This window comes from Halovulum sp. GXIMD14793 (assembly GCF_054457435.1).
On the sequence record NZ_JBTLNE010000040.1, the window covers coordinates 1 to 14,329 of the forward strand.

The 14,329-nt window shown below is 57.7% G+C and carries 18 protein-coding genes; 5 read left to right on the top strand and 13 right to left on the bottom strand.

All coding sequences use genetic code 11. The features are described 5' to 3' along the window. Window positions 1–153 precede the first annotated feature (153 nt). Together ACW9UQ_RS12260 and rimO are read right to left on the bottom strand one after the other, a co-directional pair. Window positions 154–657, bottom strand: a complete 504-nt coding sequence (locus ACW9UQ_RS12260; protein WP_458931310.1) for a GNAT family N-acetyltransferase — start codon at window positions 655–657, stop codon at window positions 154–156. Next, window positions 650–2,023 (bottom strand): 30S ribosomal protein S12 methylthiotransferase RimO, encoded by a 1,374-nt coding sequence (gene rimO / locus ACW9UQ_RS12265; RefSeq protein WP_458931311.1) that lies wholly within the window; start codon window positions 2,021–2,023, stop codon window positions 650–652. The genes ACW9UQ_RS12260 and rimO overlap by 8 nt, the downstream gene beginning before the upstream one ends. A 357-nt stretch (window positions 2,024–2,380) precedes the next feature. Here rimO and ACW9UQ_RS12270 point away from each other — a divergent pair, with 357 nt between their 5' ends. Next, window positions 2,381–3,901: a substrate-binding domain-containing protein gene (locus ACW9UQ_RS12270; protein ID WP_458931312.1), complete on the top strand. Its 1,521-nt coding sequence runs from the start codon at window positions 2,381–2,383 to the stop codon at window positions 3,899–3,901. Window positions 3,902–4,131: 230 nt separating this feature from the next. Here ACW9UQ_RS12270 and ACW9UQ_RS12275 read toward each other — a convergent pair whose 3' ends face one another. The 5 genes from ACW9UQ_RS12275 to xylF form a co-directional block, all read right to left on the bottom strand. Next, a complete protein-coding gene (locus tag ACW9UQ_RS12275; protein WP_458931313.1) occupies window positions 4,132–4,914 on the bottom strand; it encodes a response regulator in 783 nt (260 codons plus the stop codon). Window positions 4,915–5,115: 201 nt separating this feature from the next. Then, a complete protein-coding gene (locus tag ACW9UQ_RS12280; RefSeq protein ID WP_458931314.1) occupies window positions 5,116–5,550 on the bottom strand; it encodes a hypothetical protein in 435 nt (144 codons plus the stop codon). Between the two features lie 2 nt (window positions 5,551–5,552). After that, the gene (locus ACW9UQ_RS12285) at window positions 5,553–6,311 is read right to left on the bottom strand and encodes an ATP-binding cassette domain-containing protein (RefSeq protein ID WP_458931315.1); all 759 of its coding nucleotides are present in this window, start codon (window positions 6,309–6,311) and stop codon (window positions 5,553–5,555) included. Continuing rightward, on the bottom strand, window positions 6,311–7,609 hold the full coding sequence (locus ACW9UQ_RS12290; RefSeq protein ID WP_458931316.1) for a sugar ABC transporter permease: 1,299 nt from the start codon (window positions 7,607–7,609) through the stop codon (window positions 6,311–6,313). The genes ACW9UQ_RS12285 and ACW9UQ_RS12290 overlap by 1 nt, the downstream gene beginning before the upstream one ends. Window positions 7,610–7,683: 74 nt before the next feature. Beyond that, window positions 7,684–8,706 (bottom strand): D-xylose ABC transporter substrate-binding protein, encoded by a 1,023-nt coding sequence (gene xylF / locus ACW9UQ_RS12295; protein WP_458931317.1) that lies wholly within the window; start codon window positions 8,704–8,706, stop codon window positions 7,684–7,686. A gap of 97 nt (window positions 8,707–8,803) precedes the next feature. Here xylF and ACW9UQ_RS12300 point away from each other — a divergent pair, with 97 nt between their 5' ends. Next, on the top strand, window positions 8,804–10,339 hold the full coding sequence (locus ACW9UQ_RS12300) for a CRTAC1 family protein (RefSeq protein WP_458931318.1): 1,536 nt from the start codon (window positions 8,804–8,806) through the stop codon (window positions 10,337–10,339). 130 nt (window positions 10,340–10,469) lie between these two features. On the opposite strand, the gene ACW9UQ_RS12305 is transcribed toward ACW9UQ_RS12300, so the two are convergent. From ACW9UQ_RS12305 to ACW9UQ_RS12330, 6 genes are all read right to left on the bottom strand, one after another. After that, window positions 10,470–11,552, bottom strand: coding sequence for a tyrosine-type recombinase/integrase (locus ACW9UQ_RS12305; protein ID WP_458931319.1), 1,083 nt, complete (start codon window positions 11,550–11,552; stop codon window positions 10,470–10,472). A gap of 3 nt (window positions 11,553–11,555) precedes the next feature. Continuing rightward, window positions 11,556–11,744, bottom strand: coding sequence for a hypothetical protein (locus tag ACW9UQ_RS12310; RefSeq protein WP_458931320.1), 189 nt, complete (start codon window positions 11,742–11,744; stop codon window positions 11,556–11,558). A 58-nt stretch (window positions 11,745–11,802) separates the two neighbouring features. Beyond that, window positions 11,803–11,934, bottom strand: coding sequence for a hypothetical protein (locus tag ACW9UQ_RS12315; protein WP_458931321.1), 132 nt, complete (start codon window positions 11,932–11,934; stop codon window positions 11,803–11,805). A gap of 177 nt (window positions 11,935–12,111) precedes the next feature. Then, window positions 12,112–12,528, bottom strand: a complete 417-nt coding sequence (locus ACW9UQ_RS12320) for a zinc-finger-containing protein (RefSeq protein ID WP_458931322.1) — start codon at window positions 12,526–12,528, stop codon at window positions 12,112–12,114. Further along, on the bottom strand, window positions 12,528–12,713 hold the full coding sequence (locus ACW9UQ_RS12325) for a hypothetical protein (RefSeq protein ID WP_458931323.1): 186 nt from the start codon (window positions 12,711–12,713) through the stop codon (window positions 12,528–12,530). Before ACW9UQ_RS12325 ends, ACW9UQ_RS12320 begins: the two co-directional genes overlap by 1 nt. Next, window positions 12,706–12,873: a hypothetical protein gene (locus tag ACW9UQ_RS12330; RefSeq protein WP_458931324.1), complete on the bottom strand. Its 168-nt coding sequence runs from the start codon at window positions 12,871–12,873 to the stop codon at window positions 12,706–12,708. Before ACW9UQ_RS12330 ends, ACW9UQ_RS12325 begins: the two co-directional genes overlap by 8 nt. 428 nt (window positions 12,874–13,301) lie before the next feature. Here ACW9UQ_RS12330 and ACW9UQ_RS12335 point away from each other — a divergent pair, with 428 nt between their 5' ends. The 3 genes from ACW9UQ_RS12335 to ACW9UQ_RS12345 all read left to right on the top strand — a co-directional run bounded on the left by ACW9UQ_RS12335 (window position 13,302) and on the right by ACW9UQ_RS12345 (window position 14,248). Beyond that, complete coding sequence (locus ACW9UQ_RS12335; protein ID WP_458929546.1) at window positions 13,302–13,499, top strand: hypothetical protein; 198 nt, start codon at window positions 13,302–13,304, stop codon at window positions 13,497–13,499. Between the two features lie 49 nt (window positions 13,500–13,548). Beyond that, window positions 13,549–13,728 (top strand): hypothetical protein, encoded by a 180-nt coding sequence (locus tag ACW9UQ_RS12340; protein ID WP_458931325.1) that lies wholly within the window; start codon window positions 13,549–13,551, stop codon window positions 13,726–13,728. A 343-nt stretch (window positions 13,729–14,071) separates the two neighbouring features. Next, window positions 14,072–14,248, top strand: a complete 177-nt coding sequence (locus ACW9UQ_RS12345) for a hypothetical protein (protein ID WP_458931326.1) — start codon at window positions 14,072–14,074, stop codon at window positions 14,246–14,248. Window positions 14,249–14,329: the final 81 nt, after the last annotated feature.

Genomic DNA, 14,329 nt, shown 5'->3' on the forward strand with positions numbered 1-14,329 from the left:
CACCTTCGAAGCGCTTTTCAAATCCGTTGCACAAACATGCGACCTCTTCCCACCAGACGAGTGCCGAAATCTCTTCAAGGCTGCCGGGTATGTTGCAGATTAAATGGACGGTGCTCTAGATGATACGTGATGTATCAGGTATTTCGCGAGACGCTATAGAACCAGTGAATGGCTTTCACAGATGGTGCCATAGCCGCATTCCTTAAACAGTGCGGCAGAAGATAAATTTCCGCTCCAGACCGTGGCATTGATTACAGATGCTTTTTGTTGCGACGCACGCTCAGCCAACACGTGCAACAACGCCCGCCCAATCCCGGTTCTGCGTGCGTCTTTGACAACACCGATATTGAGAATGCTAAAAGCCCTGTGTCGGCGAACTGCGCCAGGCGTCGGGTGCGCGACCCAGTATACATAGCCGACAAGCTCGCCCTTCCTGAGGGCAACCAGTATTGTTCTTCGACGGCTGCCTTTGAGACGCGTCAACCAATGAAACTGCTGCCGGATTACAGCCTCCAGCGGTCCAGGATCGTTCTGCCCGAGCTTATGAAAATGTACTGGTTGCAGGTCGGTATGGAGTGCATGCGTCTCGCGGTGCAGCTGCAAGATCGCGGAAAGGTGCACAGGTTTCGCGATACCTATGACCAGCGGCTCAGCCATCGCGTATCAGGCGGCCCCAAAGGTCGTAATCGCCTGCCTCATCCACCTCGACAGTCACGATGTCTCCTGTGCGTAGATGTTCGAAGTTGTGATCGATGAACAGATTGCCGTCGATTTCCGGCGCATCCGCCTGGGTCCGGCAAGTGGCCGCGTCATCCTCAACCAGATCCACGATCACTTGCAGGCGCTGTCCAACCTTGGCCGCCAGCTTTGCCTCGGATATCGCCTGAGCTTTTTGCATGAAACGCTGCCACCGCTCTGACTTAACCTCATCAGGCACATGATCAGGCAGGGTATTTGACCGCGCACCATCCACATTTTCGTATTGAAAGCAGCCGACCCGATCCAGTTGTGCTTCATCCAGCCAGTTGAGCAGGGTCTGAAACTCTTCCTCCGTTTCGCCTGGATAGCCGACAATAAAGGTCGAACGCAGGGTGATATCAGGGCAGACGGCGCGCCATCTGGCGATTTCATCCAGCGTTTTCGCCGCCGCGGCAGGGCGGGCCATGCGCTTTAGCGTTTCGGGATGTGCGTGCTGAAACGGAATATCCAGATAGGGCAGCACCAGCCCATCGGCCATCAAGGGGATCAATTCACGCACATGCGGGTAAGGGTACACATAATGCAGCCGAACCCAAGCCCCAAGGCTGCCAAGGTCCCGCGCAAGGTCGGTGATATGCGCCCGATGCCCCCGGTCCTCGGCATAGCGGATATCCACACCATAGGCCGATGTGTCCTGGCTGATGACCAGCAGTTCCCGAACCCCAGCCTCCACCAGTTTTTCCGCTTCGCGCATCACAGCATGAGCAGGGCGAGAGGTCAGCCTGCCCCGCATATCCGGAATGATACAAAAGCGGCACTTGTGATTGCAGCCCTCGGATATCTTCAGATAGCTGTAATGCCGCGGCGTCAGTTGCACCCCTTGCGCTGGCAGGAGATCGACAAAAGGGTCAGGGCTGGGCGGTATGGCGGCATGCACCGCGTCCAGAACCTGCTCGTACTGATGCGGGCCGGTGACCGCCAGAACGGATGGATGCGCGCCTTTAATATAGTCCGGCTCTGCCCCCAGGCAGCCGGTTACGATAACCTTGCCATTTGCATCCAGAGCTTCGCCAATGGCCTCAAGACTTTCGGCCTTGGCCGAATCGAGAAACCCGCAGGTGTTTACAATCACAGCACCGGCGCCCGCATAGTCGGGGCTGATCGCATAGCCTTCTGCGCGCAGCCGGGTCAGAATGCGTTCGCTGTCGACCAGCGCCTTTGGACAGCCAAGCGAGACCATTCCGATGGTCGGCTGGCCGTCACGGCGGGCGTCGGGAACTGTGGCGCGGGCGAGGTCAGGGCGCAGATCGGGTGGATTGCTCATGAGGTGGATATAGACGCGCGGCGACCGAACGACAATCGGCCAAGTGCTTCTATCGATTCGGAAAATAACTCCGACGATTCGGTTCTCTGTGGTGCAGCCGCGCGATACGGCGTCCCATTTGGGCGAAATCCAGGCGCGTTAGCGCAGCATTCGAAAAGAAACACAACATATTGCCAAACAAAAGGGATTCATATGCTCCATTCATCCTGCGTTTAACTTATTGTTGACACAGTCTTACCATCTTTGGTTTCCTAAGAGCTCTGATATCCTTGGGGGGGATATTGAACTCTGGCTTTGTACGAATGTGCGAGTTGTAGGTCTTAGGCCGGAGCTAACGAAGGCACGAGGAACGTTCGAATGACATCCCCCTACCGCGTCCTGGCAATCGCCGCAATTGCGGCCATTTTCTCAGCGACTGCTTCTGCGGCCCCTGTGACTTTGCGCGCCAAAAATGGCAGCGCCAGTCTTGAGGGGGAGTTGGTTGATTTCGACGGCCAGAACTACAAGATCAAAAGCGGTTTGGGTGTTGCGACGATCCCCGCTGCTGACGTCGATTGTATTGGTGAGGCCTGTCCGCAAAACGGCGGCACGCTGAGCATCGGGATATTCGCCAGCGATACCAGCGCCTCGCTTGCATTGCCGCAGATACTGGCGGCCTATGGTCAGTCCTTCGGTGGCACGGTTCAGGTTCCTGAAGCAGGCGGTCAATCCGGCGGAGGCGATGCACTGGCGTCGGGTGAGATCGCTGATCTGATTTCTGGCCGGGCTGATATCATCCTGTCCAGCCGGCGCATCAACCTGGCTGAGGCTCAGCAACTGGTGCCCGGCGGGATGCAGGACATCCAGAATCAGGGCCTGGAATACGTTTTGGCATCCGAAGGCATGGTGGTGGTTGCGGATCCGACGCTTCAGATCGAAACCATTACGCTGGATCAGCTGGCCGGTATCTATTCCGGTAAGATCCGCAACTGGAATGAACTGGGCGGCCCTAACATGCCCATCACCGCCTTCATGCGCGAGATTGGCTCGGCCAGTCGTGACGCTTTTGGCGATCTGGTACTGACCCCTGCGGGTCTGGCCTTTGCCGATGGTGTGATCGGGGTAGACAATGACACAGGCGTCGCGGCCTCGGTTGTGGCTTTCCCCGGTGCGGTTGGCATTACCGGATTGGCAGCGGCAGGCACATCCAAAACTCTGGCGATCAAGGACAAGTGCGGCATCGCTACACTGGCAACACCGTTTGCCGTGCAGACCGGACAGTATCCGCTGACCCGCCATCTTTACGCCTATCGTGGGCCAAAGACTGACCCGGGCTTTATTGACGGGATGGTACGTTTTCTCGAATCCAAAGATGGCCGCACAGCTTTGCACAATATGGGGTTGGTGGATCACGGTATTCTGCGTCAGGATGACCGAAGCCAGGGCGCACGGCTGGTAGCCGCGATGTCTGAGGCCGCAGAAAGCTCAGGCCAGTCGGCGTTGCAGAACATGGTCAAAACACTAAGCGAGGCAAAGCGCCTGTCGCCGACCTTCCGCCCGAACAAGGCCGACGGGTATGACGCCATGGAATTCGCGTCGCTTAAGACGCTGGCCAAGGCCATCATGGAGGGTGAGTTTGACGGGCAGGAGGTTCTGTTCATCGGCTTTACGGACCCGACTGAAGGCGACGCGCAGGGCAACCTGATCCGGTCGCGAGGGATGGCCAGCCGGGTTCAGAATTCGCTGATCGAATTGAGCCCATCCCTGAGAGGCAACAAGCGCGTCACCTTCCGGGCGATCGGCTACGGTGGCATCTCTCCTTTGGCCTGTTCCGAGTCGGGTACCGGTCGAGACTTGAATCGGCGCGTTGAAATCTGGGTGCGCACGGCGCGGAACTGAGCCGGGTTCGCTGACTATAGCGTCTCGCGAAATACCGGAGACATCAGGCATCTTCTAACGCGTTGAAATCTTTGATTTCAGGCAGCGTTAGATGGTTCAGATTTTTCACATGACGTTCTAGGTACTCGGCTGCGGCGTACTTCTTCGTATCAAATGCCTTTCGCCCCGAGCGCCCGGTATGTTTAGCAGGCGCTTGTCCTCAAGCTGCTTTGCGCGATATCCAAACATCTTCACCTGAGCCGCACCTTGCCGTGTTCCAGGCAATCCAATAGCCGTCGCCGCATATCCGGCAGTGCGGTGCCTTTGGGGATAAAGTCAATCGCCCCGCCTACCAGGCCGTTGACTACCTTTTGTTCATCATTATCGGCGGAAGAGACCACCACCGGCACGGTCGCCATCTGAGGGGTGGATTTCAGCACCTCCAGCAGGTCTGCACCCGCCAGATCCGGCAGATCGAAATCCATCACCACCAGATCCGGCCGCATGGTTCTAAGCGTCTCAATCGCCGCGCGACCGTTATAGGCGCTGACCACGACGCAACGCAGACCTATCGCCCGGTCCACCATCTTATGTGCCCAGTGATCCGTATCGATGACCAGCACCAAAGGGGCGGTATCCTTATCGGCCGCGCAGCCCAGATTGCTGCGCTGGTCCTCCTCGTGCAGGATGGCACGGCGGGCCTGTGTATCAAACTCATCAAAAGCCCGCTTCAGGTCGAACCAGCGATCTGTACCGCCGTGACCGGATTGGACATCCCGGATCGACGCCTCCAGCCCGATGGCGGCCTGATAGACCCGCGTCAAACCATATTGCTGCGACTCGCGCGCTGTATGAACCAGCGCCATTTTCAGCGTCGCAAAAACCTCGTCCGAGAAATTGGCAAAACGTCGCCGCCGCATCAGCGCGGTAAACTCATCCAGCAAGTTTGACAAAAATTCGAAATAGATCTCACGGCGATCCCGTACCGGTGATGCCACCACATTCACAGAACTGGTCTGTTGGCGTCGAAACATAGTCGTGCCCCTTACGCTTAATGGGCCCTGCATCCAATAAACCGGATAACAGATCGGACCCAGAACCTCGTTAAACTCGTTTCTTTCCGCGTTCGGCCACATCGGCCGGATCAAAATTCTACAGGTTGGTCTGACGGATCAGACCTTGGTTTTGCGACTTTACGAAGAGATGGTTAAACAGGTGTTAATCGCGGGGCAAAATCAACTTAGGGTTGCGCATTCCTCGATAAGCTGACCCACCGAAGTTAGCCTGGGTAACGCTTGCCCGTCGCGTGGAAATCGCGCGGAAACATATTGAACCGTCCCATCCCGACTGCGCCCGATACGGCCAAGTATCGCAGCAACGCGCCCACCCGCCTGCGTGCGCTGATAGCCGCAGACCGTTCCATCGGGCATGTCAACGGCACCTAAAATCTCGCGACCGGAGGCGATCGTCATCAGACAACCCGCCTGCGGCGCAGCACGGCAATTGCGCGGCATTGTCGGCAGCAGGGCGGCCACCCCAGGGCAATGTTGGGTGACCGTCGCACAGGCGCGCAGCGCATCCGCTGATGCATCCCGCGCCGCAGAGCCACTCGACGGCCCAGGTTCGCAGGCCGCCAGCGCCAGAAATACAATTGCCGCCGCACTCCTCATGACTATGCCGCCTCTGGCTGTTTGCCGGCGATGATCATGCCCAGCAAGTCGTCGGAACTGACCTTATCGACCTCAACCGTGCCGACCAGCTGACCGTTCTTCATGACGCTGGCGCGATCACAGAGGTTTTTGACCTGATGCACATCATGATCAATCAGCAGAATACCAAGCCCCTGTTGCTTCAGCTCCTGAATCAGATCCGCCACCATCTGCGTCTCATGCGGGCCAAGGGCTGCTGTCGGTTCATCCATGATCAGGATCTTAGCGTTGAAATAGACCGCCCGCGCAATCGCCACGGACTGCCGCTGCCCGCCGGACAGGCCGGAGACAGGGGTTGAGAACCGCTGAAAATTCGGGTTCAGCCGCGCCATGACCTTGCGTGTCTCAGCCTCCATCTTCTGGTCATTTAGAAAGCCCAAAGGTGTCGTCAACTCGCGCCCCAAAAACAGGTTCGAGGCTGCATCCAGATTATCGGCCAGCGCCAGATACTGATAGATCGTCTCAATCTGATAGGCGCGCGCATCGCGGGGGCTGTTGATCTCCACCTCCTGCCCATTGACGAAAATCTGCCCGCCATCGCGCGGTAATGCACCAGACAGCATCTTGGTCAGAACAGATTTGCCTGCCCCGTTATGGCCCAAAAGGCCCACGACCTCTCCGGGGTAAAGGTCAATGCTGACCTGATCGACAGCCTTGATGCCGCCAAAGGCCTTTTGCATATCCCGCATCTCAACCAGCGGGGTACCTGAGCGATCCACCATTATTTTGCCCCCCAGTGCTTGCGGTACTGAATGTCCAGCCAGACAGCCAATACAAGCACAATACCAACGACTTCGTTCTGAAGCGGTGTGTCGACCCCAACCATGCCCATACCCGAGCTCAGCGACTGCATGATCAGCGCACCAAGGATCGCACCATAGATGGTGCCAATCCCGCCCGACAAGGCAGTGCCACCGATCACGGCGGCGGCTATCACGCGCAATTCATCCAGTGTTCCGATGTCATTTGTATGGCTCTGCAACCGGGCAGAGGCGACAACCGCCGACAAAGCACAAAGAAACCCCATCAGCGCGAAAATCTTTACAGTCAGCATGCGCGTGTTGACACCGGCCAGCGATGTTGCCTCGGGGTTGCCGCCTGCGGCAAAAATATAACGCCCAAACCGGGTGCGACGGGCAATTACGATCATGACCACAGCCACCAGGATCAGAATCAGAACAGAGATCGGTAGGCCATGCCCGGCGGTGAACCCCTCGGGCATAGTTTGGCCTTTGGCCTCGAAGATCCGGCGAAGTTTGCCTTTGGGAATTTGATAGGAATTCAGAACCGCAATGAATCCCATGATTGCAGCAACAGAAACGCCCGCCAACGTCATCTCTGCCCACATGGGTTTGACCGGGAAATCATGCGCAGCCTTGGCGCGACGCTGTGAAAACAGCCAAAACACCGCAGTCACAGATGCGATGACCCCGACAACCCAGGACCAGGTGGTGCCAAGCGTGCCCTCAGCCCCCCCAAACAGCAGGTAGGTTTGATCAAGCTGCCCGATGGTTTGCCCATTGGTGATGTACCAGCCCAGATTTCGCCAGACCAGAAAGCCGCCAAGGGTGACAATAAAGGCCGGTATCATCTGAAAGCCGACCAGCCAGCCGTTGAATGCCCCGATCAGTGCGCCGCCCGTCAGGCCAAGCACGATGGTCAGCGGTGCCATCCATGGCGACCCGATTTCCAGCCCAAGCGCGCCCGGCAACCAGCGTGTCTGCAGCATGGCCATCACAGCCGAGGTTAGGGCCAGAACAGCGCCGACCGACAGATCAATATGACGCGTGACGATGACGAAAACCATCCCGGTGGCCATAATCGCCACGGAAACGGTCTGAATCGTCAGGTTGAAAATGTTTCGGGCGGACAGAAACCGCCAGTCGGTAAAATATCCGAAAACAAGGCAGATCAAAACAAACGCGCCGATCATACCCAGAAACCGGGTATCGATTTCCAGTTGGTCGAGCAGCGTCCGCTTCTGCTTTGGCAAATCTGCCGTGTTGGTCGTGTCATTCATAGGAAAGCCTTTTGCCTTGCAATGAAGGCCCCGCTTTTGGGGCGGGACCTTCGAAATGTGTCAGATCAACGAGATCAGTTGCAGGGTGACGGCCCGTCGGTCACGCCCTGGCAAAGAGCGTCCTTGGTGATCCAGCCAGCATCGACAACCACATCAAGATTGTCCTTGGTTACCGGCACCGGGGCCAGGAAGGTCGCGAACATCTCGGTGCCTGCGGGCGAGGTCCATTTCTGAACACCTTCAATCTGGCTCATGTCTGTGCCAGAGGCCAGGGCAACAGCGATCTCGCCAGCGGCCTTGCCTAGATCGCGGGCATCTTTCCAGACGGTGACGGTCTGTGTGCCCGAAGCAACGCGGTTCAGCGCAGCATGATCGCCATCCTGACCGGAAACCGGGATACCCTGCATACCTTGTGCGATCAGCGCGGCAACAACACCACCGGCGGTGCCGTCGTTCGAGGCGACAACAGCATCAACCTTGTTGTCGTTCTCGGTCAGGATCTGTTCCATGTTGCGCTGCGCGTTCGCGGGCAGCCAGCCATCGGTGTAGGCCTCACCAACGATCTTGATTTTGCCCGCATCGATGGCCTCTTGCAGCACCTCTTGCTGACCGCCGCGCAGGAAGTCTGCATTCGGGTCAGTTGGGGAGCCTTTGATCATCACATAGTTGCCTTCAGGCTGGGCCTCCAGCACGGCACGAGCCTGCATCCGGCCAACCTCGACATTGTCGAAGGTCAGGTAGTATGCGCGGGGATCTTCGATCAGGCGATCATAGGCAATAACGGGAATGCCCTCATCAGCTGCGGCTTGTACGGCGGGGATCACAGCCTGTGTATCCTGCCCCAGGACGATCAGCGCATCGACACCCTGAGAGATCATGTTCTCGATATCAGTCAACTGTTTGGCCGAAGAGGATTGCGCATCCGCAGACACATATTCTGCACCGGCCGCTTCTAGGGCTGCCTTGATCGCAGCCTCATCGGTTTTCCAGCGCTCTTCCTGAAAGTTTGACCAGCTGACACCAACGGTCTGTGCCATCAGCGGGCCGGACAGTCCGGCGATGACAGCTGTAACAGCGCCTATAAGTTTGAGTTTCATGGCAGATCTCCCTAAAGATTATTCGTCAAAATAATCCCGATTTGCACCACTTGCGCAAGGGATTATTTGAGGTGCTATCGTCACAGAAAGGCAAGATATGAGGTATTGGCTCGTCGTTTTCCTTGCTGGAATAGTGAGTTTCGGTGCGGCCTATGCCGAGCCGCCGCATTTTGTGGATGCAACGGCGGCTGCTGGGATACGGCACAGCTATCAAGGCGGAACCGATTACATTGTCGGCGGCGGTGCCGCAGCCTTTGATTGCGATAACAATGGCTTGCCCGATCTTGCTTTGGCTGGTGCAGAGCAGCCCATGGCACTTTTGCGCAACACCGGAAAACCCGGCCGTCCCCCGGCTTTCGAACGGGCTGAGACAGGTATACCGCCCATTCTGAACACCACTGGCATCTATCCGCTGGATATCGATAACGATGCGATCACCGACCTGATGGTGCTGCGCTTTGGGCGCAATCTGTTGCTGCAAGGCCTTGGTGACTGTCGCTTCAAGGATGTGACGGACGCGTACGGCCTGCCCGAACGACAGGATTGGACCACAGCTTTTGCGGCGCATTGGCAGGGGGATGCAACACTGCCGACGCTGTTTATCGGCAACTACGTGCCCCGCGACAGACCGCTGCAATCCAGCGGGAATTGCCAGACTTCTTATGTGCTGCGCCCTGATGGCGACACCTATCAAGCACCCTTGGAAATCCCCGGTGCCTGTACCTTGTCAGCGCTGTTCCTGGATTGGTCGGGGCAGGGCATCTTTGATCTGCGCCTTGCCAATGACCGAGAATACTATGACCGGGGCCAGACCGAACAGCTGTTTCGTCTGACGCCGGATGGGGTGCAGGAATTTACCCGCGACGACGGCTGGGATGACGTCTCGGTCTGGGGGATGGGCCTTGCCGCGCAGGACCTGACCGGTGACGGCCTGCCCGAGGTTGTCGTGACCTCTATGGCCGATAACCGCATCGAAAGCCCACGCGGCGCCGATCTTGGTCCGCGCTTCGATAACATCGCCCGGCGGCTAAAGGCGACCGCGCAGCGGCCCTATGTTGGCAATGATGTTCGCCCCTCTACCGCATGGCATACAGCCTTTGGCGATGCCAATAACGACGGGTGGCCCGATCTTTTGATCATCAAGGGCAATGTGGATGAGATGCCGGGTATGGCTGCCTATGACCCAGACAATCTGTTGCTGGGCAGCGCACAAGGATTTACCGAGGTCGGATATCAGGCTGGGATCGCGGTTGATACCAAGGGACGCGGCGGGGTGTTTGCCGATCTTAACGGGGATGGTGCGCTGGATATCCTGACCGTGAACCGCAATCAGCCGGTTCGGTTGTTTGCAGGAAAGCCGACAGGCGGCTGGGTCACAATCGATCCGCGCCAACCCGGCTCAAACCGTTTTGCCGTCGGAGTCAAGGTCGAATTGCGATTTGACGCGCGCATACAGGCCCAGACCCGCGCAATCGGCGGCGGTCATGCCGGGGGGCTGCTATTGCCGCTGCATTTTGGTCTGGGTGCTGCCGATAGAGCAGAGTTCCGTATCGTTTGGCCCGATGGCACGGCGACGGATTGGCAGGATATTAAACCCGGCGATGCAATGCTGGTGGATCGCACCCAACCCTAAGGCCTGAAATAGCAAACGGCGGCCATATTGGCCGCCGTTTTGAATGGCACGCCAACGGGCGTTGCAGGGTGATAAATTCCCCAATAAAATCAATGGCCATGTGTCCCGCAAATTGCCACTGCGGGACACCTTACCACTCAAGCGCCTCTAATGCTTCCATTCCCCCAGCCGCCAACGCACGTCTGCGAACACCCTTCGTGTATACCTCCGATGTGGTTGATTGGGTGTGCGCCATGACGGCCATGATCTGATGCTGCGTGCAGCCAGATTCCGCGAGCAATTCAGCAACAGCCTTGCGAATGCCGTGTGATGACCTGTCGGTGATCTTCGCCTCATCGCACCACTTTCGAACCCGCCGCCGCAGTGACTCTGTTGATTTGAACGGTTTGCCGCGCTCACTGAGGATGTAGGCTGGGCCAACAATCTTGCTGGCTCGGGTCGCAGCTAATAGTGGTGGCATCATCGGGATTGAAACCGGTGCAGAGCCTTTCTTGCGAGGCTGCCATTCCAGCCAGACACGGCCATCGCGGGTCACCTCGTTGTCCCTGCCAAGCCATATTGCATCGCCGATCCGGCAGGCTGTGAATGCCTGCAACGTCAGCCACAGGTGAGCGGTGGTGCCCGGCGGGTGTTTCTTTTTGAAAGCTTTCAGGTCGGCTGCCGTCCATGGCGTTGCCCCAGTGTGGGTTTTGCGGTTGATCTTGGCGATACCGGACGCGGGGTTGTTGTCAGTCAGGCCTCGCTCGATGGCCCACGAATACATGGTGCGGACAACCTTGATTATGTTGTCGGCGACACCGGGTCGATCTGCCCAAGCGTCCCGCACATCCAGAAATGCTGCCGCCGGTAGCCTAAGATCAAAATCGCCATACCGAGTGTTGTGCGGGTCCGTGAAGTCGCAGACACGGGTCAACAGGCTTCGGCGCTCCCGCAATGTGGTCTTGACCAGATGGCCTACTGACACCATGCTGGTCAGATAGTCGAGGTATTTGCCTTTCAGCCAATCCAGGGACTGCTCAACAGCCTGCGGCTGCTCGGATGTCCACACCTCGCCTGCTCTGGCGCTGTGGTAGTGGTTTAGAAATTCCAGGTGATCAGGCCCTACCGGGATGTGAATGCGGCGCGTTTTGTTCCCTGCCACCCGCACGCGATAGCGCGGCGAGCCGTTGCGGTGTTTCTCGATCAGTAGGCCGGGGAAGTCGATGTGCGCCATTCACTATTCGCCCCATTTCGGTGGGCGCAATTTTGTGCCGCTCGCTCCCGGTTGGTCAAGTGGCTTGTCTCCTGCTTCAACCCGGATCGTGCCGTCCTTGCCCACGACGATAGCGCTGGGAACAAGCCCAGCTTCGGTGACGGCATCAATCGCGCGCTTGATAGCGGCCTTTGTGGTGGCTGCGGCGGGCATCATTCATGCTCCGTGAATGGCGTGGGTAACAAGCTTACCTCGGCGTGCTGCGGGGTGGTCATTCTTTACCCTTCTCACAGAGCTTAAGCGCCAACCGCGCATCCCTGGCGATGCCCTCAAGGTCGCCCTTCGCGGCCATCTTTTCGATCATGCGTAGGTATGTGGCGACTTTGGTTAGGGTGTCTCTCATGTCTTGCCGCCCTTGCCGGTGTTCAAAAACTGCATCTCTCTACCTCCTAAACTGCCCCACCGGCTGCGCCACGGCCGGCGGGACCCCAAGAACGTGCTTCCAGGTCTTGCTGTTCGAGGGGTGCGGCGGCGACCGTCGCCTGGCCCTCGGGCGCGTTGAGGTTGTGGTCGCTGATGGTCATATCTCGGTCATCCCAAGGGATTGACGAAGCGAAAGGACGGCTCGGTACGTCTCTCTTGCTTCCTCTAGGGATGTGATGTTGGCGGTGTGGTATGCGTCTTTGCCTAGGGACTCTCGTAGCCATGCGTAAACTGCGCCTCGACGCATTCTGCCGCTCTTCCAGATAGGGTCCAGAATCCGGTGGGTGTTTGATCGAGCTGTCTTGATTTCCTTGGTCGCAATGACCCCTAGAGGGCGCGTCGGGTCTTGCGTTTTGTGATGACAGCCCACGTGGTTGCCGCACCCGTCACATATCCAAAATGGCAGCTTAGACAGGTCCGCGCGGTGCGGGTACACCTCTGACCCATTAGTCAGTCTGGCAGCGATAAATTCACCGCAGCTGCAACACCAAATGCAGTCACCGTGCTTTCCCATCAAGCCATCCCCCCGCAATCAGCGCCGCGAAACGCCCAGCCCTCGCCGGGATAAACAACAGGGTTCGGCACGGTGTATTCGGCGCACTGGCGCGGCTCTACCTGGAACCGGAACGTCTCGCACCGGTCAGGTTCTGACAGGCTGCACGAGGTGACGGTGAGCGTGATTAGGAGGATGTCAGGCATCGCGGGATTCCTTCTTTCTGGTTGGGGGAATAGCCTGCGGCGTCACGATCCCAAGATCGCACTGCTTAAGCGCCGAAATTGCGATATCGCCCATGGCAAACAATGCGGTGCCGGTCCCGGGACTTTGACCTATGGAGCCGTCAGGGCGCTCAAATTTCACCTTAGGGCTGACCCAACAGATTGCACCAGCCAATGGGGCAAACTCTTGAAACCACGGCGCTGAGCTTGAGAAAGCGCTGGCGGGTCTGTGTTTGCTGCATACGCCGCCGGGTGAGTTCACGGTGCGCAGAGGCCGCTAGGGCGTGGTCTGCGCGGGTCTCAACAACGGCGATTTCGAACGAGTGCCCGCATCGATCCGGCTTTGGAACAAGATCACTGATCCCAGGACAGGCAAGAAGCGCGTGAGCAAGGGCTTGGTGAACCGGCGTAACGAGGAAGCGGCTCTTTTCGCAACACCGGTGCCCGCCGCTGAGCCGGAGGCACCAGCCCCCGCAACATGGTGGCAGTCGCTGCTGACAGCGATCCTACGATTGTTCAGGCCTTAACCCGCAAATCTTCCATCGAACAGCAAGATTGCAAGGAAAATCTATGAAACAACTGGCTCTTGATCTGACCCCATGGGTTCGCGTGGCCCTCTACCTGATCTCCGGCTGGCTGGCCGGGCAGGGGGCGAACCAAGGCCTGGTGACCTATATCGGCACCGACCCTGAGTTCATTGCCGCTGCGGCTGGTCTGGTCGCGTTGATGTGGTGGCGTATCGCCAAGCGCAAGGGTGCGCCGACATGATCGACCTGCTTCTATCCTCCAACATAGCCCGTTGGCTTGGGGCCTGCTCATGGCCGCTCTGGCGCTGTGGGGCTATGGCCGACACAAGCAGGGGCAGGGAGTGCAGAAGGAGCGCCAGCGCCGTCAGGAGGCAACATTGAAAGCCCTGCGCCAAAAGAAGGAATCCGAAGATGAAATTTCGGAACTTGATGATACCAGCCTTGCTGATCGTATCAGCCGCGGGATGTGAGCCGGCCGGCGACTTCTGCGATCTCTACAGCCCCGTGCGGTTTGAGCCGGATCTGGCCGCCGACATTGTGAAGCGTGACCGGCAGGCGGCAGAGAGTGTGGCTGTGAACGAAGGTACCTATTCGCGGTGCCCGTGATATCGGGCGTTAGTTGGAATTGAGCGGGAGGGGCCAACCGGGTTCCCCAGTCCTTATCTCCCATTATCAGCAGCCGATTGTGCCCAGCTGTCTTACAAGCCCATTCCTTCTGTCAAAATGTATGCTATATTTTAGCATACAGTATGTCAACAATTGACATACATTTTATTTCTTGTAAGTATGTCATTTATGAGCATACAAAAACCCATGGCATGGCAAGATCACCTAACCGATGACGAACGGGCGGAGCTTGAGGCAGCAATGGAGACCTATGCGTCTGCGAAGGCAGCACTGGTCCCGGCCAAGGCGGATCGCGACGCAGTTGTTCGGAAGCTGAAAATCCGGTGTGATGCCAGGATGCGGAGAGCGAGGGGCGGATTATGAACGCACTAAAACAAAACCCAAAATTTAACTTCACACAATCATTCAAGAATACCGCTCAGCGATATGAGATGCTTTGCGATG

Coding starts and splice junctions, on each gene's coding strand:
- ACW9UQ_RS12320 (WP_458931322.1), bottom strand. CDS start 12,528: ATGGGAAAGCACGGTGACTGCATTTGGTGTTGCAGCTGCGGTGAATTT.
- ACW9UQ_RS12315 (WP_458931321.1), bottom strand. CDS start 11,934: ATGAGAGACACCCTAACCAAAGTCGCCACATACCTACGCATGATCGAA.
- ACW9UQ_RS12340 (WP_458931325.1), top strand. CDS start 13,549: ATGGCCGCTCTGGCGCTGTGGGGCTATGGCCGACACAAGCAGGGGCAG.
- ACW9UQ_RS12310 (WP_458931320.1), bottom strand. CDS start 11,744: ATGCCCGCCGCAGCCACCACAAAGGCCGCTATCAAGCGCGCGATTGAT.
- ACW9UQ_RS12260 (WP_458931310.1), bottom strand. CDS start 657: ATGGCTGAGCCGCTGGTCATAGGTATCGCGAAACCTGTGCACCTTTCC.
- ACW9UQ_RS12275 (WP_458931313.1), bottom strand. CDS start 4,914: ATGTTTCGACGCCAACAGACCAGTTCTGTGAATGTGGTGGCATCACCG.
- xylF (WP_458931317.1), bottom strand. CDS start 8,706: ATGAAACTCAAACTTATAGGCGCTGTTACAGCTGTCATCGCCGGACTG.
- rimO (WP_458931311.1), bottom strand. CDS start 2,023: ATGAGCAATCCACCCGATCTGCGCCCTGACCTCGCCCGCGCCACAGTT.
- ACW9UQ_RS12270 (WP_458931312.1), top strand. CDS start 2,381: ATGACATCCCCCTACCGCGTCCTGGCAATCGCCGCAATTGCGGCCATT.
- ACW9UQ_RS12345 (WP_458931326.1), top strand. CDS start 14,072: ATGGCATGGCAAGATCACCTAACCGATGACGAACGGGCGGAGCTTGAG.
- ACW9UQ_RS12335 (WP_458929546.1), top strand. CDS start 13,302: ATGAAACAACTGGCTCTTGATCTGACCCCATGGGTTCGCGTGGCCCTC.
- ACW9UQ_RS12300 (WP_458931318.1), top strand. CDS start 8,804: ATGAGGTATTGGCTCGTCGTTTTCCTTGCTGGAATAGTGAGTTTCGGT.
- ACW9UQ_RS12280 (WP_458931314.1), bottom strand. CDS start 5,550: ATGAGGAGTGCGGCGGCAATTGTATTTCTGGCGCTGGCGGCCTGCGAA.
- ACW9UQ_RS12305 (WP_458931319.1), bottom strand. CDS start 11,552: ATGGCGCACATCGACTTCCCCGGCCTACTGATCGAGAAACACCGCAAC.
- ACW9UQ_RS12290 (WP_458931316.1), bottom strand. CDS start 7,609: ATGAATGACACGACCAACACGGCAGATTTGCCAAAGCAGAAGCGGACG.
- ACW9UQ_RS12285 (WP_458931315.1), bottom strand. CDS start 6,311: ATGGTGGATCGCTCAGGTACCCCGCTGGTTGAGATGCGGGATATGCAA.
- ACW9UQ_RS12325 (WP_458931323.1), bottom strand. CDS start 12,713: ATGCCTGACATCCTCCTAATCACGCTCACCGTCACCTCGTGCAGCCTG.